This window comes from Paraburkholderia nemoris (assembly GCF_905221015.1).
Lineage (GTDB): Bacteria > Pseudomonadota > Gammaproteobacteria > Burkholderiales > Burkholderiaceae > Paraburkholderia > Paraburkholderia nemoris.
The window spans coordinates 97,672-122,430 of record NZ_CAJNBO010000024.1 but is presented as its reverse complement, the minus strand read 5'-3'; the positions used below and the strand labels follow the sequence as shown (position 1 = coordinate 122,430).

The window sequence follows — 24,759 nt, the reverse complement described above, 5'->3', positions numbered from 1 at the left end:
CGACCGTAACCGCGATTTCAGCACACCGAAAAATCACCTGAAATGGGGGTTCCCGGGCGAATGCAGAGAGCCTCGCCGAGGCGAAGCCAACGGCCCCACGGCGCGCAACCGAAGCCCGTGGTTTCCCCTGCAGACCCGTCCGCGACGCACGCAGTGCGGAGTGGGAGCTGATGACACCTTTGTCACTAACGCGGAATGTGCGAGAACACGGATTCCAGTCGCACCACTACCCGCAGCAGACCACGGTGCCCGCTTAGCAGGGGCTTCTAGCCGCTTTCTTTTGCCTACTTTTCTTTGCGGCGGCAAAGAAAAGTAGGTGCCCCCCCGCACAGGGGGAACGCTAATAGACCACTAACAAAACAAGGAAAGGCCAAAGTACTAAGAGCACTGACAACAAGCGCCGCGCAGGCAAAAACCAATCACTTAATGCCCCCCTCAGTGGCATACCTCCGACAATGCTCCAAATACCCCACAGCATGACTACTAACCAACTCTAAAATACTCTTCCAAAGCCACCCAGGCGCATCAAGCGTCTTCGACCGATTCCTCCGCAACTCCGCGAGCCAGGCCGCGCGCTCGCCGCTATCCATTTGCCGCGCATGCGCCTTCCCCACCACCAACGCAAGAAAGCGCGCAGCTTTCATCGCCTCATCCTGAGTCAACTGCTCAATCGTCAACTTCATATCCTGCGGCAGCAACTCCCGAATAACAACAGCGCGATCCAATAAGCGCGCCGCCCGCATCCGCTCGCCCAGCGAGGGCGACAAATGCCGCGCCCCCTCCACCACCCGCTCGGCGTTATCCCTCGGCATGCGCACTCGGGGATAACGCGGCGCGGCCGCCTGCGCGGCTTCCTTGATGTCGATCAGGCACAGGTCGTCGCCTTCCACCGCGGCGCCGTCGATGTCCAGCAGCACCGCATACCGCAACCGCCCCAGCGAACTGCATCCCTTCACCCAGTACGCCGCGTCAAGCACCTCGACATCAGCATCCTCGCCGCCGGCGCGCAACACCGTCGCAAGCTCTGCCAGCGATTCCTTCCCGAACAGCGCCTCGATCTCGCGCCGCTCGCGCTTCGCGAGCGGCCAGAAACGCGGGCCAAGTGGAATAGTCGGCTCGAGATCCTCAATCCGCTCTTCAGCCAGATGACGCCACGATCGGCGCACCGCTTCCTTCATCACTACCCTCACCGCCTCCGGCTTCCCGGCATGGATATCGGCATCGCCGGCCGCCTCGTCGAAGGCGCGCTCGTAGCCATCCGCCAACGCTTCCATCATGTGCACCGTAGTCAGGCCAGGCAGGTTCGATCCGCGCGCGGCCGTCGCCAGTGATAGCCCAAGGCGGATCAGGTCGTGCGCAGGATTGCCAATCACCGTCTGGTCGAGATCGCGAATCAGAATCTCGACGCGCCCCTCGGCATCGGCGACCGGCCCGAGATTGCCGGTGTGGCAATCGCCGCAGATCCAGATCGCCGGACCTTCGGGCAACGCGTGGCTCTCCATCCCGTCGAGCCATTCGTAGAATTTGCTCGTGTTGCCGCGCACATAGGCATGCGCCGAACGCGCCATTCTGGCGTTGCGGCGCGTGATCAACAGCGCCTGCCGTACGTCCGGCTTGGGCAGCTTGTTTCGTGTGATGTTTTTCCTTGCCATCGTGTGGTCCGTGCTTATTAAAGTTCGAATCCGGCATGGCGCTCTACTCCCACCATGCGCCCGTTGGCACAAGCGAACAAGAGCGGGCAGCACGAAACACGCCTGGCGCTTTCCTGACGCCCCAAGCGCATCGTTCATGCCGCAATAAAGCGGCCGACATGCAGTCGAAACCGGCGACACGTGCGCTTCTTTCCGGATCGCGCGCGCTGACTTGAGCAACGCAGGTAAAAGTTGCGAGGCGGTTCGCGCCGATTGTTCGGCTAAACCCGCAGAGCCCCTTCCGATACGTCACCGGGCAAGCGTTGTGACCTACAATTATTCCTGCCGCGTGGCCGCATCGCGCCCGCTGTGCACGGCAGAAGATTCATCCCGCCTCCTGCTGAACATTCACGCGCCCCATGCGCGCCGGCAGAGTGGGGACACCCTCATTGACGTGACCTCTGTGGAGCGCAGCAATGCCTTTCCCGGCACAAGACCATGGCTGCCCCGGCTGGAACGGGGAAATGGCGCGACGCATCAGCGAATTCGACTGGACGGCGACCGACCTCGGCGCGATAGAAAACTGGCAGCGCAGTCTGACCGCCACCGTTCAGATGCTGCTCGCTTCACCCGTGCCCCTCGTGCTTCTATGGGGCAAACCGGGCTACATGATCTACAACGACGCCTACGCGATATTCGCAGGCGGAAGGCATCCGTATCTGCTCGGCTGTCCGGTCGAACACGGCTGGCCGGAGGTCGCCGATTTCAACCGTCATGTGATGACGACATGTCTGGCCGGCGGCACGCTGTCGTATCGCGACAAGGAACTGGTCCTGCTGCGCGACGGCAAGCCCGAAGACGTCTGGATGGACCTCTACTACAGCCCGGTCGCCGACGACAGCGGCGCACCCGCCGGCGTCCTTGCGATGGTCGTCGAAACCACCACGCGCGTACTCACCGAACGCTGGCGGCAACATGCCGAGGCTGAACTGCGCGAAACCAACGAACGGTTGCAACTCGCGCTCAATACCGGCGCGGTGCTCGGCACGTGGGTGCTCGATGCACGCACCGGCACCGTCACCGGTGACGAACGTTTCGCGCGCACCTTTTCGTTTCCACTGGAAGAGACCGCGAAAGGGCTTGAACGCAATGCCACGACGCGGGTGATCCATCCTGACGACCAGTCGCTCAACGACCGCCTGACGGTCGAAGCGATGCGCACCGGCCAGCCGTTTCGCGCCGAATACCGGATTCGCCGCCCCGATGGCGAGTACATGTGGGTGCAGGCAAACGGCCAGTGCGAGTTCGACGAACACGGGGAACCGACGCGCTTTCCCGGCGTGCTGATCGACATCCATGAACGCAAGATCGCCGAACAATCGCTGCGCCAGTTGACCGAAACGCTCGAACAACGCGTCGCCGATGAAGTCGCCGCACGGGCGATCGCCGAAGAGCAGTTGCGCCAGGCGCAGAAGATGGAAGCGATCGGCAGCCTCACAGGCGGCGTCGCGCACGACTTCAACAATGTGCTGCAAGTGATCAACGGCAATCTGCAGATGCTCGCTGCCGACGCCGGTGAGAGTCCGACCACGCTGCGGCGTTTGTCCGCCGCGACGGATGCCGTCAAACGCGGCGCGAAACTGGCCGCGCATCTGCTCGCCTTCGCGCGCCGCCAGCCGCTCTCGCCTACCGTGCTGAATCCGCGCCGCCTGCTTGCCGGCATGAGCGAGATGCTGCACCGCGCGCTCGGCGAGACCGTCAAGATCGAAACGGTGTTGAGCGACGATCTGTGGAATGTGCAGGCCGATCGCAATCAACTCGAAAACGCCCTGCTCAATCTTGCGATCAATGCGCGCGACGCGATGCAGGCCGACGGTACGCTCACCGTGCGCGCGACGAACCGCGTGCTGGACCCTGCGTTTTGCCGCGGCAAGCCGGAGCTCTCGCCAGGCGAATACGTCGTGTTCTCGGTCAACGACACGGGCACCGGCATGAAACCCGAAATCCTGGAGCGCGTGTTCGAACCGTTCTTCACGACCAAGCCCGACGGCCACGGCACGGGTCTCGGCTTAAGCATGGTATTCGGCTTCGTCAGGCAAAGCGGCGGCCATACGCTGATCGACAGTGAAGTGGGCCGCGGCACCACCGTCTCGCTGTTTTTCCCGCGCTGCTGCGAGCCGGAAACAGTCGAAGCCGTCGATCAGACCTCGGCGCCGGTGGGTGGCGGCGAAACGATTCTGGTGGTCGAAGACGATGCGGATGTGCGCCTGACCGCCGTCGAAATGCTCGCGCAACTCGGCTATAAAGTCCTGACCGCATCGAGTGGCGACGCGGCGCTCGAATTCATCGACAGCGACGTGCCGATCGATCTGCTGTTTACCGATGTCGTGATGCCCGGCCAGGTGAAAAGCGTGGAACTGGCGCAGCGTGCCGCGGCGCGCTCGCCCAGCGTGCCGACACTCTTCACCTCGGGCTATACGCGCGACGAGATCGTTCATCACGGCAAGCTCGACGCCGGCATCACGCTGCTGTCCAAGCCTTACCGGCGCGACGATCTCGCGCGCAAGGTGCGCAGCGTGCTGCGCGGCGCCGGTGTTGCCAGCGTAAGCGACGGGCAGATTTCCCCCTGCGTGCCGCGCACGGTCTACGATCCGGCCAGTGCAGCCGAAACGTCCATCCCGCGCGAAAGCCTGCACACGCCTACCGCATCGGATGAAAAACCGCTCGTGCACACGCATGCCCCGGCGAATTCGCTGGCGGATTACGTGGCAAGTCCGTCGTCGCACCCACCCGGCACGCCGGCTCGCGTGCTGCTGGTCGAAGACGACACCGATTCGCGCGACGCGCTCTGCGACCTGCTCGGCGCGCTAGGGCTCGACTGCACCGCGGTCGGAAGCGCCGAAGAAGCACTGCCGCTAGTGCCCGCGCAACGTTTCGACGTCCTGTTCACTGACCTGACCTTGCCCGGCATGTCCGGCGACAACCTGGCGCGCGCGGTGCTGAGTCGGCAGCCGGACATCCGCGTGTTGCTGGTGTCGGGTTATGGAGAGAACGCCGAGATCGGCGACACCATTCCCGGCGCACGGATGCTCGGCAAGCCACTCGATATCTCGCAGTTGCGGCGCGAACTCGCGGAGTGGCTCGATCACACGGAGGCGGCTTCCTAGGCTCGCCTATGCGCGGCAACAACCACCTTGACTCCGATGGACATCCGCTGCGGCACCGCAGGCTGGACCGACAAAACGCTGATCGCCTGCAAGCGGTTTTACCCGCCCGGCAGCAGCAGCGCTGAAGCCCGACTGCGCTTTTACGCATCGCAATTTCCCTTGGTCGAAGTCGATTCGGCCTACTACGCTATGCCGTCGGCCAGCAACGCGCAGTTGTGGACCGAGCGCACGCCGGAAGGCTTCACATTCAACTTCAAGGCGTTCCGGCTTTTTACCGGGCATCAGACTTCGCCCGACGTCCTGCCGAAAGACATTGCGATGGCGCTGCCGGAAGGCATCACGGGTCCGCGCAAGAAGAACGTCTACTACCGCGACATGCCCGCCGAGATCCTCGACGAATTGTGGCGACGTTATCTGGAAGCACTGGAACCGTTGCGCGCGAGCGGCCGGCTCGGCGCGGTGCTGTTCCAGTTCGCGCCGTGGATTACTCGCGCGCCGGACGGTCTCGCGCTCGTCGAAGAATGCCGCGCGCGCATGGCGGGCTATATGATGGCCGCCGAGTTTCGCAATCAATCCTGGTTCGACGATCAGCATGCGCCGTGGACGCTCGACTTTCTGCGCGAGCGTAGCCTCGTTCACGTGATCGTCGATGCGCCGCCGGATGTGACGAACCGCGTGCACACCATCTGGGAAGCAACCCATCCTGAGCTCGCAATGGTGCGTCTGCACGGCCGCAATACGCAGACATGGAGCGCAACGGGCGCGGCGAGCGCGGCCGATCGCTTCGACTACGACTACAGCGACGACGAGCTGACCGAACTGGCCCCCTCGATCCGCGCAATCGCGACGCGGGCCGGCCGTACCCACGTCATCTTCAATAACTGCTTCGAGGACCAGGGGCAGCGCAACGCGAAGACGTTAATGAGCATCCTGGGGGCGAACACAAACCCGCCTTGAAGCGGGGCATAAGAAGGGCCAAAAGCAATGAGCATTCGTCGCCGCTGCTCAAGTTGTAGCTTGCTGATTCGCTAGCCCGTCCAAACGGCAAGCGTTCTGGCGACATCAATGTTTGAAAGGAGGACGGCGATGAAGTACATGATTAGCTGGTTCGAACGCACACAAGGTTCGCCTGTCGAGTACGAGAATGCCCAGAAGCGAATCCTCGATGTGTTTAGTCAGTGGCAGGCGCCAGACAACTTCAAGATCGAGTTTTTCGTGGTGCGTGTGGGAGATTGGGGTGGCCACATGCTGGTTGACTGCGACGATCCGTTGGCGGTTCATAAGGTTTGCTCGACATTCCCTGCATTTGAATTTCGGGCGCACCCCGTAGTTGCCGTCGAGGACGCAGTCCGGGTCGAACTCGAAGCGATCGCCTGGCGAGACGGACTGAAAAGTAAGTGACATCCGGGAGGATCAGGCCGCCTTCACGGCGAGTGAACCCGAGACACGGTCCTCCTTTTTGAGGTGCCGCCCAGCGCAGGGCACCGTCAATCCTCTTTCGCCGATCCGGCGCAGCCTCAATTCCCCGTCGATATTGTGCAATCAGGACGATAAGGCATCCTTTTTGCTGACCGGGAAGTACTGTCGAGAGAACGATATGCAGGCTGGCGCTACGTCCGCCACATAGGGCAAACGCCCGTTCAATCTGTGGGGAGGCGCTATGCAGGGAAGCAAAGACACGGTACGTGCTGTAATTCTTGCCACGATGATGTCGCTATTGACCGCATGCGGCGGCGGTGGAGGCGGAGGCAGCTCGAGTAATGGCAGTAGCGCAGCCACGCCGCCGGGCGGCGTGAATCTGCAAGTTGTCTCGTTCGGCGACAGCCTGTCGGACGTCGGGACCTATGCGCCGCTCGCGAGCGCGGTGGGTGGCGGGCGTTTCACGACCAATCCGGGCCAGGTGTGGACTCAGAACGTCGCGCAATATTACGGCGGCTCGCTAAGCGCCGCGTTTACGATCGACATCACGCATAAGTTGAGCGCGCAAAGCGGTCTCGGCTATGCCGAGGGCGGCTCCACGGTGGCGACGCCTGCCAACCAGAACGATTTTCTTACCGACGTGATCGGCAATGTCGAAATGCCGGTCAATCAGCAGGTTTCAAGCTATCTGTCCACGCACGGGAGTTTCAATTCCGGTCAACTGGTTCTGGTTTGGGCCGGCGCGAACGACGTGCTTCGCGCCGGTTCGCTGCCGGCCGCGGCGCCGACCGTGCAAACCGCCGCAACCACCCTCGCTCAGCTTGTCGGGCAAATCGTTCAGAACGGCGCCACGCATGTGGTGGTGGTCAATGTTCCGAACGTCGGTCTGTCGCCCAAAGGCCTCGCGGCGGCTGACGGCGGGGCCAATCTGACCCAGCTATCGCAACTCTTCAACCAGGACCTGAACGCTGCCTTGCAGGCCGATGGCCTGCAAGGCAAGGTCATTCAGATCGATTCCTATACATGGGTAGACCAGATCATCGCGAACTTTCAGGCCAATGGCTTCGTCGTGGCAAACACGGCCCAAGCCTGCGACCCCAAGAAAACGCCGGATGACACGGCATTGCTGTGCTCGCCGGCGACCTATGTGACGGCCAATGCCGACCAGACCTACATGTTCGCCGACGACCTTCATCCGACGACGCATCTGCATGCGCTGTTCGCCAAGTTCGTCGAGCAGCAGATCGCCAGCACCGGTCTTGGGCACTGAGCCTTCAGAACGATGACGAGGCGCTGACAGAATCGTCAGGTTCTCCGAAACGAGGCGCGTGGGTGGCGACGCGCCGATGTCCTGCGTTCCCGATCAATTCCTGCGACTTGCGCTTCGTCTGGCGTGTGATAGGTTAGTGTTAGGGATGTTTGTGTATGTGTGCGGCACGAACGACCCCTGGTATGATGCCAATCGCGCGCTGGCCGGCGTTCGATTCGGCATCACGTTTCGCCGAACCATCTGTCATTGCCTTTCCTGCCACGAGAACCATCATGCCCGCCCAACACGACGAAGTCCCCACTACCAGCACCACGCCGGGCAAGGCTAAGCGCAAGGAGCTGCCCATGGTGGCGCGCAATCTTATGATGGTTGCAATCGGCGTCATCGTCTTCGCGATCGTTGCGACCGTCGTGCTCTACGGTCCGATTACTTACGGCGACGAGATTCCCAACTTCGGCATCATCCTCATGCTGACCGTGCCGGTCATTGCTGGCGTGGCCTTCCGGGTAGGACTGGATGCGTGGCTGGACCGGGAGTGAGCGGCAACACCACCCACACTTCCAACCCGCCGCCCTCGCGCGCATGAAACTGCAGGCTGCCGCCGTGCAGCCGCGCAATCCGTTCGACAATCGCCAGCCCCAGCCCGGTGCCGCCGCTATGCGCGCGAGCATTGCGGCCACGCTGAAACGGCGCTTTCAGTTGCTCCAACTCCTCCGCTGAAAGACCTTTGCCGCGATCGCCCACCGCGACATAGACGGCTTCGCGCGTGGCCCAACTCCGCACGGAGAACCCAGTGCCGCCATAGACGATCGCGTTCTGCATCAGGTTCATCAGCAGCCGCATCATGCTGATCGGCCGGTAGGCAACCGCGGGCAGAACCGCGAGTGAGAGTTCGAACTCATGACCCAGCCCGGCGAAATCGCCGGCCAGCCGCTCGACCAATGCGTTGAGATCGCCGGGCTCAGGCGCCTCACGCTCGCCGCTGCCGGCGTAGTCCATGAACTGCTGCAAGATCGTCTCGATCTGGTCCAGATATCCCTCGGCGGCGACCACGAAGCTGCTGTCGCTGCCGTCCGGCATCGCCATGGCCATCGAGAGCCGCAACTTGGTGAGCGGCGTGCGGATGTCGTGCGAGATGCCCGCCAGCATCAGCGCGCGCGTCGCCTCGGCCTGCTGCAATGCATGCGTCATCTGATTGAAAGCGCTGCTTACCGTGGCGATCTCAACGGGACCGTCGGTCGACAACGGTGCGGGCGTTTCGCCGGCGCTCACGCGGCGCGCCGCCTGCGTCAACGCCTGGAGCGGCTGGTTGAGGTGGCGCTGGATCACGTAGCCGGTCAGCGCCGCCAGCGCGCCCAAACCGAGCGACAACAGAATCGCGGCGTCGAGTCCGTTGCCTTGCGCGTCCTCGGGAATCGGCAGCGCGATCCAGTACGGCGTGTGCGGCGCATCGGCCGGCGCATGCATGCGAATCCACAAGCGTTGACCGCCTTCAGACTGCCAGAGCGCAGGCATGTCGGCGGGCAGATGCTCGCGCAAACTCTCGAGAAACACGTTGCGCTGATACGTGCGGTAAGCGCGCATCAGACTGGGCGGCGGTTCAAGGGCGGCATCGGCGGGTAGTTGCGTGCGAGCGTCGAGACGTGCCGTCAATTGGGCGCGCGCGCCCGGCGGCGTGGCTTGAAGCAGGCTATCGAGCGTCGTCACGTAAGTGGCGAACACCGTGGCCGCCCGTTCGACGCGGGGCCGCTGCACATAGTGCAGCAACACCGCAAGCGCGCAGAGCTGGCTCAGCATCACCAGCACGATCAGCAAGAGGATATTGCGCGCCAGCAGCGTCTTAGGCAGCGCCCTCTGCAGCCACGCGCGGGTCATGAGTCGACGTCCGCGACCAGCATGTAGCCAACGCCCCATACGGTCTTGATGAAGCGCGGCTTCGACGGGTCGTCCTCGATGATCTGCCTGAGCCGCAGCACCTGCACGTCGATGCTGCGATCGAGCGCATCGTGATCACGTCCACGGGCGCGCGCCAGCAGATTGTCACGACTCACGGGCCGGTTCGGCGACGAGGCCAACGCGACCAGCAGCAACATCTGCGCCGAATGAATCTCCAGCAGCTCGCCGGTACGCGACAACTCCTGCTTGCCGACATCGAGACTGAAATCGCCGAAGCGCACGCTCTGCGAAGTCACGGTGACATCGCCCGAGGCGATCTTCTGGCGGCGCAGCAGCGCATTGATCCGCGCCACCAGTTCACGCGGCAGGAAGGGTTTGGCGAGGTAGTCGTCGGCACCGGTTTCGAGGCCGAGCACCCTGTCGAGCGGATCGCCCTTCGCGGTCAGCATCAGGATCGGCAGCGTCTGCCCTTGCTCGCGCAACCGGGCGCAGATGGCAAGGCCGTCCTCTTCGCCGATCATCAGATCGAGCACCAGCAGATCGAACGGCTCACGCTCGAGATAGCGGTCGAGCCGCTTGCCGTCCTCCGCGATCCGGACCTCGAAGCCATGCCCACGCAGAAAACGCTGCAGCATGTTGCGCAGTTCGGCTTCGTCGTCGAGCACGATGATTTTGGCGGGGCGTTCCATACGAAAGCTCCTCGGTTTAAGCGTCGGACTGTGCGTGCCGCGCCGCGTGCCGTTCGGCCTGGCGCTGCAACAGCACGTAGAACGACGGAATGAACAGCACGGCAATGCAGGTTGAAGCGAGCATCCCCGAAAATACCGCAATCCCGAGCGAACGGCGTGCGCTCGCACTCGCGCCGGTGGCGATCACGAGCGGCACCACGCCGAGAATGAACGCGAACGACGTCATCATGATCGGCCGGAACCGCAAGCGCGCCGCTTCCACCGCGGCCTCGGCAATGCCCACACCTTGCGCACGCAGATGCCGCGCGAACTCGACGATCAGAATCGCATTCTTCGCCGACAGCGCGATCAGCAGCACGAGCCCGATCTGCGTGTAGAGGTTGTTGGCGGCCCCGAGCATGGCGAGCGTACCGGCTGTACCGAGCAACGCCAGCGGCACGGCGAGCACGACCGCCACCGGCAGCAACCAGCTTTCGTATTGCGCGGCCAGCACGCAGAACACCAGCAATACGCCCACGGCAAACACCCAATAGGCCGAATTGCCGACCAGTTTCTCCTGATACGACATCGCGGTCCATTCGTAACCGATACCCGCAGGCAGCACGCGTGCGGCTTCCTGTTCGAACGCGGCGATCGCCTGACCGGTGCTATAGCCGTTCGCCGGATTGCCATTGATGGCCGCGGCCGGCGCGAGGTTATACAGCGTCGCCACGGCCGGGCCGACGCTCGTATGCGCATCGATGAAGGTGCCCAGCTCCACCATATGGCCGCTATTGCTGCGAATCTGCAAGCGGCGGATGTCGTCGGTTTCGCGGCGAAATGCGCCGTCGGCCTGAACGAACACGGGGAACGTGTGGTTGAACGTCGTGAACTGATTCACATAGCTCGAGCCGACGTAATCCTGCAGCAGGTCGAACACGTTGCCGACCGGCACCTGCAGCGACTCGGCCTTGGCGCGATCGAGCGTGAGTTCGACGGTCGGCACCGACGCGCGAAATGGGCTGAACACGCGCTGCAGTTCGGGCCGCTTCGAGATGCTGGCGATCAGCGCGTCGGTGGCGTCCTGCAAACGCTGATAGTTTTGCGAGCCGTCGGTTAGCATCACCTGCATCTGCACGCCGCCGCTATTGCCGAGGCCCTGGATCGGCGGCGGCACGATCACCACGGAGCGCACGTCAGGCAGTTTCGCGAGTTCGCTATTCATGCGCAAATACAGCGAACGCAGGTCCTCGCCTTTGCCGCGCTTGCTCCAGTCGTCGAGCGTGACGTAGATCAGCGCGGAATTCGGCAGCGAGGCGTTGTTATCGAGCGGCGAGATGCCGCCGATCGACACCACATGGCTCACGCCGGGAATCGCGCCGATGCGCTTTTCTATCTGCGTGCTCGCCTCGCGCGTGCGGCCGAGCGAAGCGGCATCGGCCAGTTGCGCGGCGATCAGAATATAGCCCTGATCTTCGAGCGGGATAAAGCTGGTGGGCACGCGCGTCAGCAGAAACGCAGACGCCGCGCCGAGCACCAGCGCGATGCCGAGCGCGAGGCCACAGCGCTGCACGAACCACGACACGATGCGCACATAGCCCTTTTCGACACGGGCGTACCCCTTGTCGAACACGCGATACACGATGTTCGGCTTGCCGGGCCGCGCGTGCCGCAGCCAGCGCACGCTTTGCACCGGCTTGAGCGTCACCGCGTTGATCGCGCTGATGATGGTCGTTGCGACGACAACCAGCGCGAATTGCCGGTACATCTGGCCCGTGACGCCGCCAAGAAACGCCGATGGCAGGAACACAGAGATCAACACCAGTGTGATGCCGATGATCGGCCCGAGCAACTCGTGCATCGCGTCGATGGCCGCCTGCTTCGGCGTCTTGCCCTGCTCGATATGCTGCGTAATCCCTTCCACCACCACGATCGCGTCGTCCACCACGATGCCGATTGCCAGCACGATCGCGAACAACGTCAGCAGGTTGATCGAGAAGCCGAGCATGTAGATCGCGCCGAACGTGCCGATGATCGTCACCGGAATCGTCGTGGCGGGCACGAGCATCGCGCGCCAGTTCTGCAGAAACAGCAGGATCACCGCGAGCACCAGCAGCGCGGCCTCGAACAGCGTCTTGTACACGTCGATCACGGATTGCCGCACGAAGGTCGTCGTATCGAACGGCAATTGATAGCTGACGCCCTTCGGCATGTCCTTGGCAAGCCGTGCCATGGTCGCTTTCACGGCATTGCCGACTTCCAGCGCGTTGGCTTCCGGCAGTTGATAGATGGCAATGCCCGCAGCCGGTTTGCCGTCGAGATTGAAGAATTGCCCATAGCTCGACGAACCGAGTTCGGTGCGACCCACATCGCGAATGCGCACGAAGTGGCCACCGTCGTTCGAATCGGCTTTGACGATGATGTCGTCGAACTCGTGCGGATCGGACAGCGCGCCCTGCATCGTCACCGTGAGCTGGAACGCCTGGCCGCCCGCGTTCGGCTCTGAACCGAGCTGGCCGGCGCTAACGTCCTTGCTTTGGCTCTGGATCGCCTGCATCACATCGGCGGCCGTCAGACCGCGTTCGCTCAGCTTCTGCGGATCGAGCCACACGCGCATGCTGTACTGCCCGGTGCCGAACACGGTGACGTCGCCCACACCCGGCAAACGCGCGAGCGTGTCGCGCAGATAGATCACCGCGTAGTTGCTCAGAAACAGCGAATCGTATTTCGGATCAGGCGACTGCAGCGTGTACAACTGCAGAATCGCCGTGGAGCGTTTGCGCACGGTCACGCCTTGCTGCTGCACCGCTTGCGGCAATTGCGCGGTGGCAGCCGACACGCGGTTTTGCACCAGCACCTGCGCTTTATCGACATCCGTGCCGACGGCGAAGGTGACCGTGAGCGTGTAGGTGCCGTCATTGGTGCTGGTCGATTGCATGTACAGCGCGTATTCAACGCCATTGACCTGCGTTTCGATCGGCAGCGCCACGCGGTCGATCACAGTCGCGGCACTCGCACCGGGAAAGCGCGCGACAACCTGCACGGTCGGCGGCGTGATCGGCGGATATTGCGCGATCGGCAAGTTGATCAGCGCGACCGCGCCGAGCAGCATCACGATCAACGCGATCACATTGGCAAGGACCGGCCGCTCAACGAAGAAGCGGATCATGACTGGCCCTGCGCCGCAGCGGCGACCACCTGCACCTTCGCGCCGGGCGCGACAGCCAGCGCACCGCCGGTCACGACCTGGTCGTTCGCAGTGAGACCCGAGGTGATCGCCCGCTGCGAACCGTACAAGCCGCCGGTGACCACCGCGCGTTTTTCGATCACACCCGCGCCGTTCACGATCAGCACGGACGCACCCGCCTGATCGCGCAGCAATGCCGTGTCCGGCACCAGCAGCACGTTTTGCGGCGCGCCTGCCGGAATATGCACTTCGACCGACATGCCGGGAATCAGGTGTGCGTCCCGATTGGCAATATCCGCGCGCAGCTTGACCGCCCCGCTGTTCGGATCGACGCGTGTGTCGACAAATTCGAGCGCGGCGTCCTCACCTTGCCCTTGCCCCTGGCCCGCGGCTGCGCCGAGCACATTGACGCGTACCGTGCGGGGTGGCTTCGTGAAAAGCCCGATGCGGTTGGCGTCGCGCTCGTTGAGTGTGAAATTCACATACACCGGCTGAATGCGATCTAACGTAGCGAGCTTGGTAGAGTCGGACGCACCCACCAGATTGCCGACGTCGAATGCACGTGCGCCGATGCGGCCCGCAAACGGCGCACGTATTTCCGTGTAAGCGAGATTGATGCGCGACATGTCGCGTTTGGCGAGCGCCTGGTCGCGTGTGGTCTGGGCTTTTTGCAGCGTCGATTCGGAGGTCGCGTTATCGGACGTGAGTTGTTTTTGGCGGACCAGTTCCTGGTCGGCGTTGTCGAGCGCGGCCTGGTCGTAGGTCAGTTGCGCGCGATACGTATCAGGCTCGATGCGAAACAGCACCTGCCCTTGCTTGACGTAAGCACCATCGGCAAAGCCGATTTCCTTCAGCACGCCCTGCACGCGCGCGATTAGCGTGACGGTCGCCGAGGGCGCGACGGTGCCGCTCAGATCGAGTTGTTCGCGCACCTCGCGCTGCACCGGCCGCATCACGCTGACTTGCGGGAGAGACGCGGCTTGCGCCGATTGCGCCGATTGTGCAGCAGGCGCACTGCCGTCGCGGCACGCGGCCAGCGCCATTGCCGCTGCCAGCACGATGCAAAATCTCGCTCGCAGGTGCGTGTTTGCCACGCTACGCTGCGCCCCGCTCCTGTTTTTCATGTTCTTATTTCCCATTCTCGAGCTGGCCTCCACTGGCGCGCGTCAGCGCGGAATTCGCCGGCGGGTTCAGTAAGCGCCCCCAGTCCGTGCGCTGCGCCATCTGTTCGGCGATCTGTTCGCTTACCACCTGCTGCCCCTGGGCCACTTCCCAGCCGCCACCCAAGGCGCGATACAAGGACACCGCCGCAAGCGCGGCGATCCCCTGGTTCTGCGCGAGCGAATCGCCGTCGCGCAGCATCGAACGCGATGCGTCGAGCACCGTGTCGTACGTGACCGATCCCGCGCGATACTGGATATTGGCGAGCTTCAACGCGCGCTGCGACGCATCGGACGCACGCGACGACGCCGCCAGCGCGTCGAGCGAGGTCCGCAGTGCGGCAATCGCGTCTTCCACTTCTTTCTGTGCTTGCAGCACCGTGTTCTGATAGTCGAGCACGGCCTCCTGGAAAGCCGCATCCTGAATCCGCACGGCGTTCTTCAACTGGCCGCGATCGAGGATCGGTAGCGTGATGCCCGCGGAGAAGAGACCGATCGTCTTGCTGCCCCACTGCGATAGTCCGATGCCATGCTGTTCGCCCGACGAAAGCCCGAACAGTCCCGTCAACGATAGCGACGGATACAGCTTCGCCTTGGCCGCGCCGATCAGCGCCGATTGCGCCGCCGCGTTGAGCGCGGCCTGGCGTACATCGGGACGGCGGCGCAGCAGATCGGCTGGAATACCGACATCGATCTGTGTCGGCGGCACCGGAATTGCGCTGCTGCCTTTGAGTTGCGCATCGACTGCGTCGGGGGGATCGGCGAGCAGCACCGCGAGCGTGTCGCGGTCTTGCGCGCGCGCCTTGATGAGCGGCGGAATCTGCGCCTCGGTTTCAGCCACGAGCGTGGCGGCCTGTTCGACGTCGAGCTGACTCGACGCACCGCGTTTGTAGCGCGCCTGCGTCAGCGTGAGACTCTGCTGCACCGCTTTCAGGTTTTGCTGCGCCACCGTGATACGTTGTTCGAGCGCGCGCAGATCAATGTACGCATTGGCGACGTCGGCGAACAGCGACACGAGCGCGTTGTCATACGCGGCTTCGGAAACGCGCAGTTGCGCGCGATCCGATTCGATCTGGCGGCGGTACTTGCCCCAGAAATCGATTTCCCAGCCCACGTTCACACGCAGATGTTCGGCCCACAGATGCGTTGGCGGAATCGGCCCGACGCCGCTGGTGTTGATATGGTCCGCGCCAACCGACACGCTGCCCGATTGCGGCAGCAGATTCTCCGCGCTGGTCGCGAGTTGCGCGCGCGCCTTGAAGATATGCAAGCCCGCCACTTGCAGCGACAGATTGCGTTCATACGCACGCTGTTCCAGCGCGCTCAGCACCGGATCGTTGAATGCCGTCCACCAGGCTGCCTGAGCACCGGGCGCGGTCTGCGCCTCGCCTGCCAGGCTTTCGAGCCACTGGTTTTCGAGCGTCACGTCCGGCTGTTTGAAGTCGGGGCCGACCGTCACGCAACCCGTCAGCGCCACGCTCATCGATACGATCAGCGCACAGGCGATAGACAGGCGGCAGGACGTGGCTGGTTTCATCACGCATTGAGGCGTCAAATATCCTACGATCCCGCCGATGCCCGCGCGGCTCAGTGCGCTGCCCCGCGTTCCTGCATGAATGCCGCGATCTGCGGCAGCGTGATGTAGCCCGCCTTCTGCGTGTCGATTTCATCGAAATGCTTGGCGACCATCGGCATGCCGGCGGCGGCCTGTTCCCGGGTGAGCTTGCCATCGTGCGTGGTGTTGGCATTCGCAAAGCGCGTTTGCAACTGCTGCGCCATGCGCTCCATGCGCTGCGGGTTGGCGCCCTGCGGTGCGGCCGTTTGGGCGAACGTGACGGTGGATGCGCAGCACAGCAGCACAACGGCGAGAAACTTCTTCATGACTGACTCCTTCGATTGAGCCATCGTGCGTCGCCTGCAAACCGCCGCGATCCGTTCGATGACAGGCCGAATTCTTGAGGATGTGCCGCCGGAAGGCAATTTGAGAATCATGTCGACTTATGTCATGGCTTTTCGTGGCGCCTGAGCAGCACACGTTCTCGCTGTCGTCGCAACACAGCATGCGCTTCATACACCTGCACGCTTATCTCAGACCTACTTTCACGCGACATTGAATGAAATAAGTTCGCGCTGCCGTTTTCAGGGCGGTTTGCGTATCTTTCGTCTGCCGGCGCTACCAGTGCCGCAAGTGCATCAAGTGCATCAAGCGCGGCGCCTCAACGGTTCGGAAGGGTTCTCAAGCAATCCGAACCAGTCGCACGGCTTCTTCACCAGAAGACGCTCCGCACCGCTCAACGTCTCAGGAGTATCAAGTGAGTATTCGTCTCGTCTGCGCCTCTACCTTCACCGCCATCGGTCTCGCCTGTTCGTCGACGGCGTTCGCCCGGGTGGTCGTCTATATGCCGGCTGCCGTGGTCTACGCGCCGCCGCCGCGCCCTGTCTATTACTACGCGCCGGTCAAGCCGGTCTATGTGGTGGCGCCTCCGCCGGCTCCAATTCCCGTTGCCGTAGCGGTCGGCACGCCCGTACCGTTGCCTCCGAAACCCGCCCCCCTTTACACGACGGTCGTGGTGCCCGCACCGACCAACTATGCGATCGTGCCCGCCCCTGCCGTGAGCTACGCGCAACCCGTGATGGTGGTGCCGCGTTAAATGTGCCGAATCCGAGTCGCGACGGGCCATCCCAGCGCTGTCAGCACAAACGGATCCGACATTTTGATTACAAAAATAGCCGTTGAACCAGCATAGGACATGCTGTACGCAAGAACGCCTGGTGAATTCCCGTTGTGCTGAAGAATGGCCGGCGCGCCGCGTGAGAACGGGTTGGTCCGCTTGCGCGGCGCGCTGAGTCGCCCATTGAACCGGTTTGGCCGCGCGCTGGATTCCCGGCAATCGGTAGCTTGTGTCCCACGAAACGATTCTTACAGGCGGAAAGGCGGGATGAACTCGCTTTTTTGGCGGTCGCGCGACGAAATGTGTGGATTAAAACAGGAGCAACACCAGTTTTATCAAGAGGCCTCCCTGATTGGGCGGCGCCGAACCATCAGACAAATGTCCGGCGTTTGAAAGCTCGATGTTAGCTCGGCATTGTGGAGGTGCGGTACGGCGCTTGCTGCATTCTCTACCACCGTCAGGCGCGCCCATCCGTTGGACCTATCCGTCCAGCTCGCGGCGTCCGGCTCGCACGCGCTTTATTGCCCGTCCACCTCTTCTTCTGGAACGTTAGTTAGATGAGCTATCACGACATAGACAAAGAAATCGCCCATCTGGAATTCGTCTTTGGGAAGATTTCCACCAACGATCGCATTCCCCTGTCGTATTGGGCCAATCGGCTGAGCAGGTTTCCCAAGACATTGCTGATGCCCACTCAGCGCGCCCGCCTCGCACGGCTCGAAGCCGCCCTGCGCTCGCTCGAGCAGTCCGCGCAAACGCTGGCGCCCGAGCCGCCCATGCGAGCGACGGGCACTCGACGGTGACGCGTTGCCCTTAACCTACCCCTAACCGATCAGGATCCGCGCGGCGAGCGCCAGCGCAAGAGCGGGCAGCATCACCACCACGCCCACTTTGAAAAACTTCATGAAGCTCACGTCTTCGCCTTCGCGGCGAATTGCGTTGAGCCAGAGGATCGTCGCGAGCGAACCGGTAATCGACAGGTTCGGACCCAGATCGACGCCGATCAGCAACGCGTCGATCACACGCTCGGGACTATGCGCCTGCATCACGGTCGAACTGGCGATCAGACCCGCCGGCAGGTTGTTCATCAGATTGCTGCCGATCGCAATGACGCTGCCCGCCCAGCCGGCCGTCGTGGCTTCATTGTGTTGCGTCGCATCTTGCAGCAGATGGACGAATGTCCTGATGACGCCAGTGTGATCGAGCATTTCGACCAGCACGAACAACGCGGCGACCAGCGGCAGCACGCTCCACGATATCTCCCTGATCATCGGCAGCGGCGATTTGCGCTCCTGGATCAGCACGACCGCGGCGGTCAGCGCGCCGAGTATCGCGGTGGGCAGGCCGAGCGGCACATCGAAGGCGGACACCGTCAACAACACAACAGCCGTCACCGCGATACCGGCAAGCGCAACGCGCCCGCTCGACGACAATTCGAGCGGCTCGAGATCGGCTTCGCAGGTGCCGGCGAGCGCGTCGCGCTGGGTCCAGCGCAACAGCACATAGGTCGCGACGATTGACAGCAGCGAAGGCAGCGTGAAGCGCATCAGCCAGGCGCCGAGCGCGGGCGTGTGATTGCCGTACAGCACGATGTTGGCCGGATTCGAGATCGGCAACACGAAGCTCGCGGCATTTGCAATGAACGCGCAGATGAAGAGCAAGGGCAGCGGCGGCGTCTTCGCTTTTTTGGCGGCGGCAAAAACCGCAGGCGTGAGCACAACCGCCGTAGCGTCATTGGAAAGGAAAGCGGTGATGACCACGCCGACCAGATAGACCAGCAGAAACAGCTTTCTCGGCGAGCCTTTGGCATGGTTGACCGCGAACACGGCGACCCAGTCGAACAGACCTTCGCGGCGCCCGACTTCCGAAAGCAGCATCATGCCGAACAGGAAGAGGTAGACGTCCGTGCCTTTGCCGACGGCCTCGACGGCCAGATCGACGGGAAGCAGGCCCAGCGATACGAGTAATAGCGCGCCGGCGACGGCCCACACGGCCTCGGGCCATTTGAACGGGCGGGTGATGACGCCGGCCGTGGCGGCTATGGCGATACCCCAAGACAGGAAGACTGAATTCACCAAGTAGATCCTGGATTCTGATTGTGCGCGAGCGCGGAATGGGAGCGCAGCATAACCGATAAGCGGAACGCTGCAGGCGGCCGGGGTGCAAACTGCGTGCCACGCACTACCGCCTTCCTTGCCTCGCTATCCCACCCGGTTCACCGCGGCAATGCAATCCCGTCCGTTATCTTTGGCGTGGTACAACTGCGTATCCACGAGGTTCACAAAGGCAACGGCATCATCCGATGCCGAAGGAATCACCGTTCCCGCACCGAAACTGGCGGTGACGGTCTGCCGGAATGGCGACCTCTCATGCGCGATCTCCGCGGCGGAGGTCCGGTCACGGCAACGTTCGACCACCTGCCGCGCGGCCTCGGCCCCGGTATTCGGCAAGATCAGCACGAACTCTTCCCCACCGAACCGGCCGACGAAATCCCCCGGCCGCACCGCCTCGCTCAACACCGTGGCGATCTGCTTCAGGCACGCATCCCCTTGCACGTGTCCGTAGTAATCGTTGTACGACTTGAAGAAATCGATATCGGCCATGACTAGCGACAGCGGCGCGCCATGGCGCTGTGCCGCGCTCCATTCCCGCTGCAGAACAGCGTCGAACTCGCGGCGGTTGCCCACGCCTGTCAAACCGTCCTTGAACGACAGCGCTTCGAGTTCCCGCTGCAACGCCGCCACCTTCTCTTCAGTCTTTTTGCGCTCGCTAATGTCGAACATAAAGCCGACCAGCGACTCCACCTCGCCGCGTCCGTCACGCACCACATGCACGACGTCGCGCAGCCAGACGTATTCGCCACCGCTCGTCAACGCCCGATAGTCCGCTTCGTGATCGGTGCCCGCCTTCGACTGCGCGACGCAGAACTCCACGACCTTGTCGCGGTCCTCCGGATGCATGCGGGCAGCCCAGTCCTGCACGGTTTTCCAACTCGACGGCGCCCAGCCAAGCAAGGCTTCGATCTGCGGGCCAATATAGGCGAACTCCATCGTCGCCCAATCGATCTTCCAGGGGATCGCTCTCGTCGATTCAAGCAAGGTCCGGTAGACGGCGGCGTCATGCTCCAGGTAACCTTCCACGCCGCCTTCGACACCGCCCCCGGCCGCCGCCGTGTCGTGCCGCAGGAAATCCGCGCCAAGTGCGGCGCTGTTCTTTTCAGTGCTCTTCATGGGTCGAACCTTTTATAGCGGTTGAGCCGGCAAATTAACACAATGCCGTGACCTTTTAGTCAAATCAGACCGCCGCCTGGCTTTATTCCACCCCCATTAGCGTCACCGCTAGAACAATCTGTTCTCTTCTCCTGGTCTATTCAACTTTCATTGGCATCCCTACTATCCGCATTTACACGCGGCATACCGCACGCGACACGCACTACGAATTGTGAGCATGAACCGATGAATCTCCGTCCTTCAGACGTCAAGCACTACAGCGGCACCGCCGTTGCCCTGCACTGGCTAATCGCATTGCTGATTGTCTGCGGGTTCTATATCGGCTGGATCATGACCGATATCCCTGGCTTCACGCCCACCAAGCTGAAGTACTTCTCATGGCACAAGTGGATTGGCGTAACGGTCTTCGTGCTGGCCGTGGCGCGCGTGCTGTGGCGCGCCACTCACCGCGCGCCGGCGCTGGATAGCGCTACGCCCGCATGGCAGAAGGCTGCGGCCCATCTCGTGCACGGCCTGCTCTACGTTCTGATGCTGGCCATTCCGCTGTCCGGCTACTTCTATAGCTCGGCGGCGGGCATCCAGGTGGTGTACCTCGGCATCGTGCCGCTGCCCACCTTCATCGGCCCGGATCAGGCGCTCAAGGCAATCCTGCGCACGGTCCATGTGCTGCTCAATTACACGCTGCTGGCGCTGGTTGCGATGCACGTACTCGCGGCGCTCAAGCATCAATTTGTCGACCGCGACGGATTACTCGCGCGGATGATCCCGTTCCTCAAGTGACTCACGCGACTCACGCGTAACAGACGATTGGCTACAGCCAGTTGGCAATCTAATTCCCAACGGTGCGCAATCAGCGCGCGTGGGTTCGATAGGATGCGTACCACTATGAAATCAAACTTTTATCACTCTATTCTGGCCGGCGTTGCCGCCCTCTCACTCTTCGGCGCAGGCCTCGCGCACGCCGATGTCGACGTCAGCAAAAGTACCGTCGTCGCCACGACGAAGCAGATGAACGTGCCGGTGGACGGCAAATTCAAAAAATTCTCGGCGCAGCTGAATTTCGATCCGGCCAAACCGACCGCCGGCAGCGCCAATGTGTCGATCGACACCGGCAGCTACGACCTCGGCGCGGACGACTACAACAAGCAGGCCCAGGGCAAGGAATGGTTCGATAGCGCGACCTATCCGGCCGCGACGTTCGTCTCCAGCGCGATCGCGCCGGCCGGCGGCAATCAGTACAAGATCACCGGCAAGCTCACCATCAAGGGCAAATCGCAGACTGTCGTGGTGCCGGTCACCATCGCGAGCCAGGGCAATACGCAGACCTTCGACGGCTCACTGCCGATCAAGCGTTCGCAGTTCGATGTCGGGACGGGCGAATGGAAAGACACGTCGGTGGTCGCCGACGAAGTCGTCATCAAATTTCATATCGTTGCTTCGAAGAAGTAACGGAACACACCTAAGCGTCACAGCACTTTCTGAAACCTGGAGAATCACTTGAAGAAACAACTTTTGCTCGCCGCAGGCGCGCTGGCCGCAGCCATGTCGTTTAACGCAATGGCCGCCGATACGTATCAACTCGACCCGCAGCACACCTACCCGAGCTTCGAGACCGACCACTTCGGCGGCCTCTCGATCTGGCGCGGCAAGTTCAAGAAGAGCAGCGGCACCGTGGTGCTGGATCGCGCGGCGAAGACCGGCACGGTCGACGTGACGATCGACATGAGCTCGGTGGATATCGGTAACGACAAGCTCGACGCTGAACTCGTCACGGACAAGTTCTTCGACGCAGCCAAGTACCCGACGGCGACCTACAAGGGCACGCAGATCCGCTTCGACGGCGACAAGCCCGTGGAAGTGATCGGCACGCTGACCCTGCACGGCGTGACCAAGCCGGTCAACCTGAAGATCGAATCGTTCAAGTGCATCATGAACCCGATGCTCAAGCGTGAAGTGTGCGGCACCGAATCCACCGCGACGTTCAATCGCGACGATTTCGGCGTCGACTTCGGCAAGACCTATGGCTTCAAGATGCAGACCACGCTGCATATTCAAGCTGAAGGCATCAAGCAGTAATCGCTACTCCCCTGTAGCTTGCGGCAGGCGGTGGAGCAACTCCCCGCCTGCCCATTCGAAAATCACGACGTCACGACGTCGCGACGTCACCGTCAGGCCGACCGTCGATTCATCTGAACAATTCCCCACCCCACCGAATAGCCCTTAAAAGCAGGACTCGTCTGATCAATAGGCCGAGTTTAATCACCTGTTTGGCAAGCCTTACGCGTCATATCTTCCGGTTTCTCCACGCGCAAAAACTTGAGCGCGAGGAGTCGCCATAACTGCCCGCTTTTCGTCGATTTGAACCACCAGGTTAAACCTTAAAGTCGCCAGCACGGGAATGACTCTTTACTGGAGACGGCGCGGTGAATCAGGTGAAAAATGCGGCTCTGGTCGCGGCAGTGGCGATGGTGGTCGCAGGATCGGTACAGGCACAGGAAGTTTATGTGCACGGCGGCACGCTCGGCGCAGGTATTGGCGCGGCGCTGCCGTTGAACTCGTGGGCCGGCGTGCATGCGGAATTCGAAGGACTCGGCTTCTCGCATTCGTTCAACGTCAGCGGCAATGATTACGACGGCCATCTCAAGCTGCTGCAAGGCGGCTTGTATCTCGATCTGTTTCCGTTTGCATCGAGCGGTTTTCGCCTGACGGCCGGCGCCCTGATCAACGACGACGAACTGACGGGCCAGGCGGTGCCGAACGCGCAAGGCAACTACAAGATCGGCGACGAATTCGTGCCGGCCGTGGGCCCCGCGCCGTCAACCACCATCACACTGCCGCGCGTGATGCCCTATCTCGGCATCGGTTACGGTCACAAGCCGGTTTCGAAGGGTTTCGGCCTGACCTTCGATCTCGGCGTGGCCTACGGCCGCCCGCGCACGACGTACAACGTGCCGGCGATCTACTCGCAACTCACCACGCAGGCAAACATCGACCAGGAAGAACAGAACATCAGCAACAAGGTCGAGCGCTACAAGCTGTATCCGGTGGTGCAGATTGGTGTGAGCTACCGGTTCTGACTTCCTTTACTGTCGCTCAACAGGCGGATAGGCGGATAGGCGGATAGGCGAAGGTAAGCGAAAGATGCGGGGCTCGCGGCACGTAGAGACGCAATGCCAGATAGAACCCTGAAGGCGGCGCGGGTAGCCAGTTGCTGCGCAGCGCGGGGTCCACAGGCTCATCCGCGGAAATAGCGATGCGCAAACCTCCGTCGCTGTCATAGTGCAGTCCCCGCGTGCGGTCACCAATCGAATAGCGCTGAAGCGGATTGTCGACGAGCATTCGCGTCGTCTTGTCGTACATCGTGATTGACCAGAACGCGTCCGTTTGAGGCAGTGCCTCCGGCAGGAAGTGAAGCAGGTATTGCATGCGTCCGTCGAGCGGCGCGTTCGCGGCGTCGCGATCGGCGATGATATACATCGCTTCTTCGATCCCAAGCGCGCCGATATAGTTGAGCGCAACCTGCGCCCGTTCGCGATACCGGGTACCGAACGAATCCCTCACAGCGACAGGCAGCGCCCACCCGCCTCCCAGCGCGGACGGCAACGCCCCGCTCAATTCATCCAACGCTTCTGCCAGCGCCTTTTCGATCGCATCGTGTTGTTGACGACTCAACGCGTTAGCATCGAGACCCGGGCCGATGCCGCAGATGGCGAAGCACGCGAGATCGTCCTCGGCTTCAGCAGGCGGAGGGCATTCCGCCAGCGCACGATTCACCACGCGCACGAAAAACGTAGGGTCCCCTGGCCTGTCACGCGGTTGCATACCCGCATCGATCAGGCTGGGCACCCTCGCGCCGGAACCCGGCAGTGGCCGCAATGTCAGCCGATCCTGCAGTGCAACCACTTGCGCGACATCGTCCGCGCCATCCACCAGAATGCGTCCGATCAGCCACGTGCTGTCCGTCGGGCAGGCAATCGCCTCTACGCCGTCCGGCACCGTGCCGTCCCAATCGGGACCGTGCAGCAGAAATACCCCACCGTCGTTTCCGGTGGTGCGGGTGCCAACGTAGCCAAACGGGTTGGTATAGAAATCCAGCAGACCCAGCACGAAATAACGCCCCGGCATGGATGGCACATCCAGCAGCAACGGGCCATGAGCAAGATCGAGCCAGGTGCTCGAGTAAAGGGTGTCGTTATTCGGCGTGACCACTTCCCGATTCCGGGGACCCAGCGGTTCTCGCGTGTGAACCCATTGATTGGCCCATCGGCAGGTCGATTCCGGCGAGCCGCCGGCAAAGTGACCCGCGCTATCGCGCCGCGCCGAGGTTGCGGATCGCATGCGCGACATTTCGTAAAGCGGCAGCGTGAAGAGCACGGCTGCACGCGCGGCGGCGGCGAGGTCCGGATTTTCTGCGGCCGTGGCTTGAGCGTGGGTATCGAGCGTAGACATAGGTTAGTTT

21 protein-coding genes are annotated in these 24,759 nt (G+C 62.3%); 11 read left to right on the top strand and 10 right to left on the bottom strand.

Annotated elements, in window-relative coordinates; genetic code table 11:
- Nucleotides 1–419: 419 nt before the first annotated feature.
- Nucleotides 420–1,652, bottom strand: a complete 1,233-nt coding sequence (locus KHO33_RS30810; RefSeq protein WP_200566542.1) for a DUF2252 domain-containing protein — start codon at nt 1,650–1,652, stop codon at nt 420–422.
- A 455-nt stretch (nt 1,653–2,107) separates the two neighbouring features.
- Here KHO33_RS30810 and KHO33_RS30805 point away from each other — a divergent pair, with 455 nt between their 5' ends.
- The 5 genes from KHO33_RS30805 to KHO33_RS30785 all read left to right on the top strand — a co-directional run bounded on the left by KHO33_RS30805 (nt 2,108) and on the right by KHO33_RS30785 (nt 8,026).
- Nucleotides 2,108–4,798, top strand: a complete 2,691-nt coding sequence (locus tag KHO33_RS30805; RefSeq protein ID WP_200566543.1) for a hybrid sensor histidine kinase/response regulator — start codon at nt 2,108–2,110, stop codon at nt 4,796–4,798.
- A gap of 36 nt (nt 4,799–4,834) precedes the next feature.
- Entirely contained in the window at nt 4,835–5,755 is a 921-nt protein-coding gene (locus KHO33_RS30800; RefSeq protein WP_054038760.1) for a DUF72 domain-containing protein, read from the top strand.
- A gap of 129 nt (nt 5,756–5,884) precedes the next feature.
- A complete protein-coding gene (locus KHO33_RS30795; RefSeq protein ID WP_054038762.1) occupies nt 5,885–6,199 on the top strand; it encodes a DUF3303 domain-containing protein in 315 nt (104 codons plus the stop codon).
- Between the two features lie 259 nt (nt 6,200–6,458).
- Nucleotides 6,459–7,487, top strand: coding sequence for an SGNH/GDSL hydrolase family protein (locus tag KHO33_RS30790; RefSeq protein WP_054038764.1), 1,029 nt, complete (start codon nt 6,459–6,461; stop codon nt 7,485–7,487).
- 272 nt (nt 7,488–7,759) lie between these two features.
- Nucleotides 7,760–8,026, top strand: a complete 267-nt coding sequence (locus KHO33_RS30785) for a hypothetical protein (protein WP_200566613.1) — start codon at nt 7,760–7,762, stop codon at nt 8,024–8,026.
- Here the strand turns inward: KHO33_RS30785 and KHO33_RS30780 are convergent.
- Genes KHO33_RS30780 through KHO33_RS30755 form a run of 6 tightly spaced genes read right to left on the bottom strand, consistent with a single transcriptional unit; the run spans nt 7,971 to nt 16,279 of the window.
- Nucleotides 7,971–9,362 carry an ATP-binding protein gene (locus KHO33_RS30780; RefSeq protein WP_200566544.1) on the bottom strand — a complete coding sequence of 464 codons (1,392 nt, stop codon included), beginning with the start codon at nt 9,360–9,362 and terminating at the stop codon, nt 7,971–7,973. The two genes, KHO33_RS30785 and KHO33_RS30780, sit on opposite strands and share 56 nt — an antisense overlap.
- Nucleotides 9,359–10,072, bottom strand: a complete 714-nt coding sequence (locus tag KHO33_RS30775) for a response regulator (RefSeq protein WP_200566545.1) — start codon at nt 10,070–10,072, stop codon at nt 9,359–9,361. The genes KHO33_RS30780 and KHO33_RS30775 overlap by 4 nt, the downstream gene beginning before the upstream one ends.
- Nucleotides 10,073–10,088: 16 nt before the next feature.
- Entirely contained in the window at nt 10,089–13,220 is a 3,132-nt protein-coding gene (locus tag KHO33_RS30770) for an efflux RND transporter permease subunit (RefSeq protein ID WP_200566546.1), read from the bottom strand.
- Nucleotides 13,217–14,362 carry an efflux RND transporter periplasmic adaptor subunit gene (locus KHO33_RS30765; protein WP_200566547.1) on the bottom strand — a complete coding sequence of 382 codons (1,146 nt, stop codon included), beginning with the start codon at nt 14,360–14,362 and terminating at the stop codon, nt 13,217–13,219. The genes KHO33_RS30770 and KHO33_RS30765 overlap by 4 nt, the downstream gene beginning before the upstream one ends.
- A gap of 4 nt (nt 14,363–14,366) precedes the next feature.
- The gene (locus tag KHO33_RS30760) at nt 14,367–15,935 is read right to left on the bottom strand and encodes an efflux transporter outer membrane subunit (protein ID WP_200566548.1); all 1,569 of its coding nucleotides are present in this window, start codon (nt 15,933–15,935) and stop codon (nt 14,367–14,369) included.
- A gap of 50 nt (nt 15,936–15,985) precedes the next feature.
- The gene (locus KHO33_RS30755; protein WP_054038902.1) at nt 15,986–16,279 is read right to left on the bottom strand and encodes an EF-hand domain-containing protein; all 294 of its coding nucleotides are present in this window, start codon (nt 16,277–16,279) and stop codon (nt 15,986–15,988) included.
- Between the two features lie 431 nt (nt 16,280–16,710).
- Between KHO33_RS30755 and KHO33_RS30750 the strand changes: the two genes are divergently transcribed.
- Together KHO33_RS30750 and KHO33_RS30745 are read left to right on the top strand one after the other, a co-directional pair.
- Nucleotides 16,711–17,049: a hypothetical protein gene (locus KHO33_RS30750; RefSeq protein ID WP_054038774.1), complete on the top strand. Its 339-nt coding sequence runs from the start codon at nt 16,711–16,713 to the stop codon at nt 17,047–17,049.
- Nucleotides 17,050–17,627: 578 nt separating this feature from the next.
- Nucleotides 17,628–17,873: a hypothetical protein gene (locus tag KHO33_RS30745; protein ID WP_200566549.1), complete on the top strand. Its 246-nt coding sequence runs from the start codon at nt 17,628–17,630 to the stop codon at nt 17,871–17,873.
- Nucleotides 17,874–17,894: 21 nt separating this feature from the next.
- On the opposite strand, the gene KHO33_RS30740 is transcribed toward KHO33_RS30745, so the two are convergent.
- Together KHO33_RS30740 and KHO33_RS30735 are read right to left on the bottom strand one after the other, a co-directional pair.
- Nucleotides 17,895–19,145 (bottom strand): arsenic transporter, encoded by a 1,251-nt coding sequence (locus KHO33_RS30740; RefSeq protein WP_200566550.1) that lies wholly within the window; start codon nt 19,143–19,145, stop codon nt 17,895–17,897.
- 126 nt (nt 19,146–19,271) lie between these two features.
- Nucleotides 19,272–20,300 carry a sensor domain-containing diguanylate cyclase gene (locus KHO33_RS30735; RefSeq protein ID WP_200566551.1) on the bottom strand — a complete coding sequence of 343 codons (1,029 nt, stop codon included), beginning with the start codon at nt 20,298–20,300 and terminating at the stop codon, nt 19,272–19,274.
- 225 nt (nt 20,301–20,525) lie between these two features.
- Between KHO33_RS30735 and KHO33_RS30730 the strand changes: the two genes are divergently transcribed.
- From KHO33_RS30730 to KHO33_RS30715, 4 genes are all read left to right on the top strand, one after another.
- On the top strand, nt 20,526–21,080 hold the full coding sequence (locus tag KHO33_RS30730; RefSeq protein WP_054038781.1) for a cytochrome b: 555 nt from the start codon (nt 20,526–20,528) through the stop codon (nt 21,078–21,080).
- Nucleotides 21,081–21,185: 105 nt separating this feature from the next.
- Nucleotides 21,186–21,749: a YceI family protein gene (locus KHO33_RS30725; protein ID WP_054038783.1), complete on the top strand. Its 564-nt coding sequence runs from the start codon at nt 21,186–21,188 to the stop codon at nt 21,747–21,749.
- Nucleotides 21,750–21,797: 48 nt separating this feature from the next.
- Nucleotides 21,798–22,376 carry a YceI family protein gene (locus KHO33_RS30720; protein ID WP_200566552.1) on the top strand — a complete coding sequence of 193 codons (579 nt, stop codon included), beginning with the start codon at nt 21,798–21,800 and terminating at the stop codon, nt 22,374–22,376.
- Between the two features lie 389 nt (nt 22,377–22,765).
- Nucleotides 22,766–23,377 (top strand): hypothetical protein, encoded by a 612-nt coding sequence (locus KHO33_RS30715; protein WP_200566614.1) that lies wholly within the window; start codon nt 22,766–22,768, stop codon nt 23,375–23,377.
- A 16-nt stretch (nt 23,378–23,393) separates the two neighbouring features.
- Here KHO33_RS30715 and KHO33_RS30710 read toward each other — a convergent pair whose 3' ends face one another.
- Nucleotides 23,394–24,749, bottom strand: coding sequence for a DUF1254 domain-containing protein (locus KHO33_RS30710; protein ID WP_200566553.1), 1,356 nt, complete (start codon nt 24,747–24,749; stop codon nt 23,394–23,396).
- Nucleotides 24,750–24,759 lie beyond the last annotated feature (10 nt).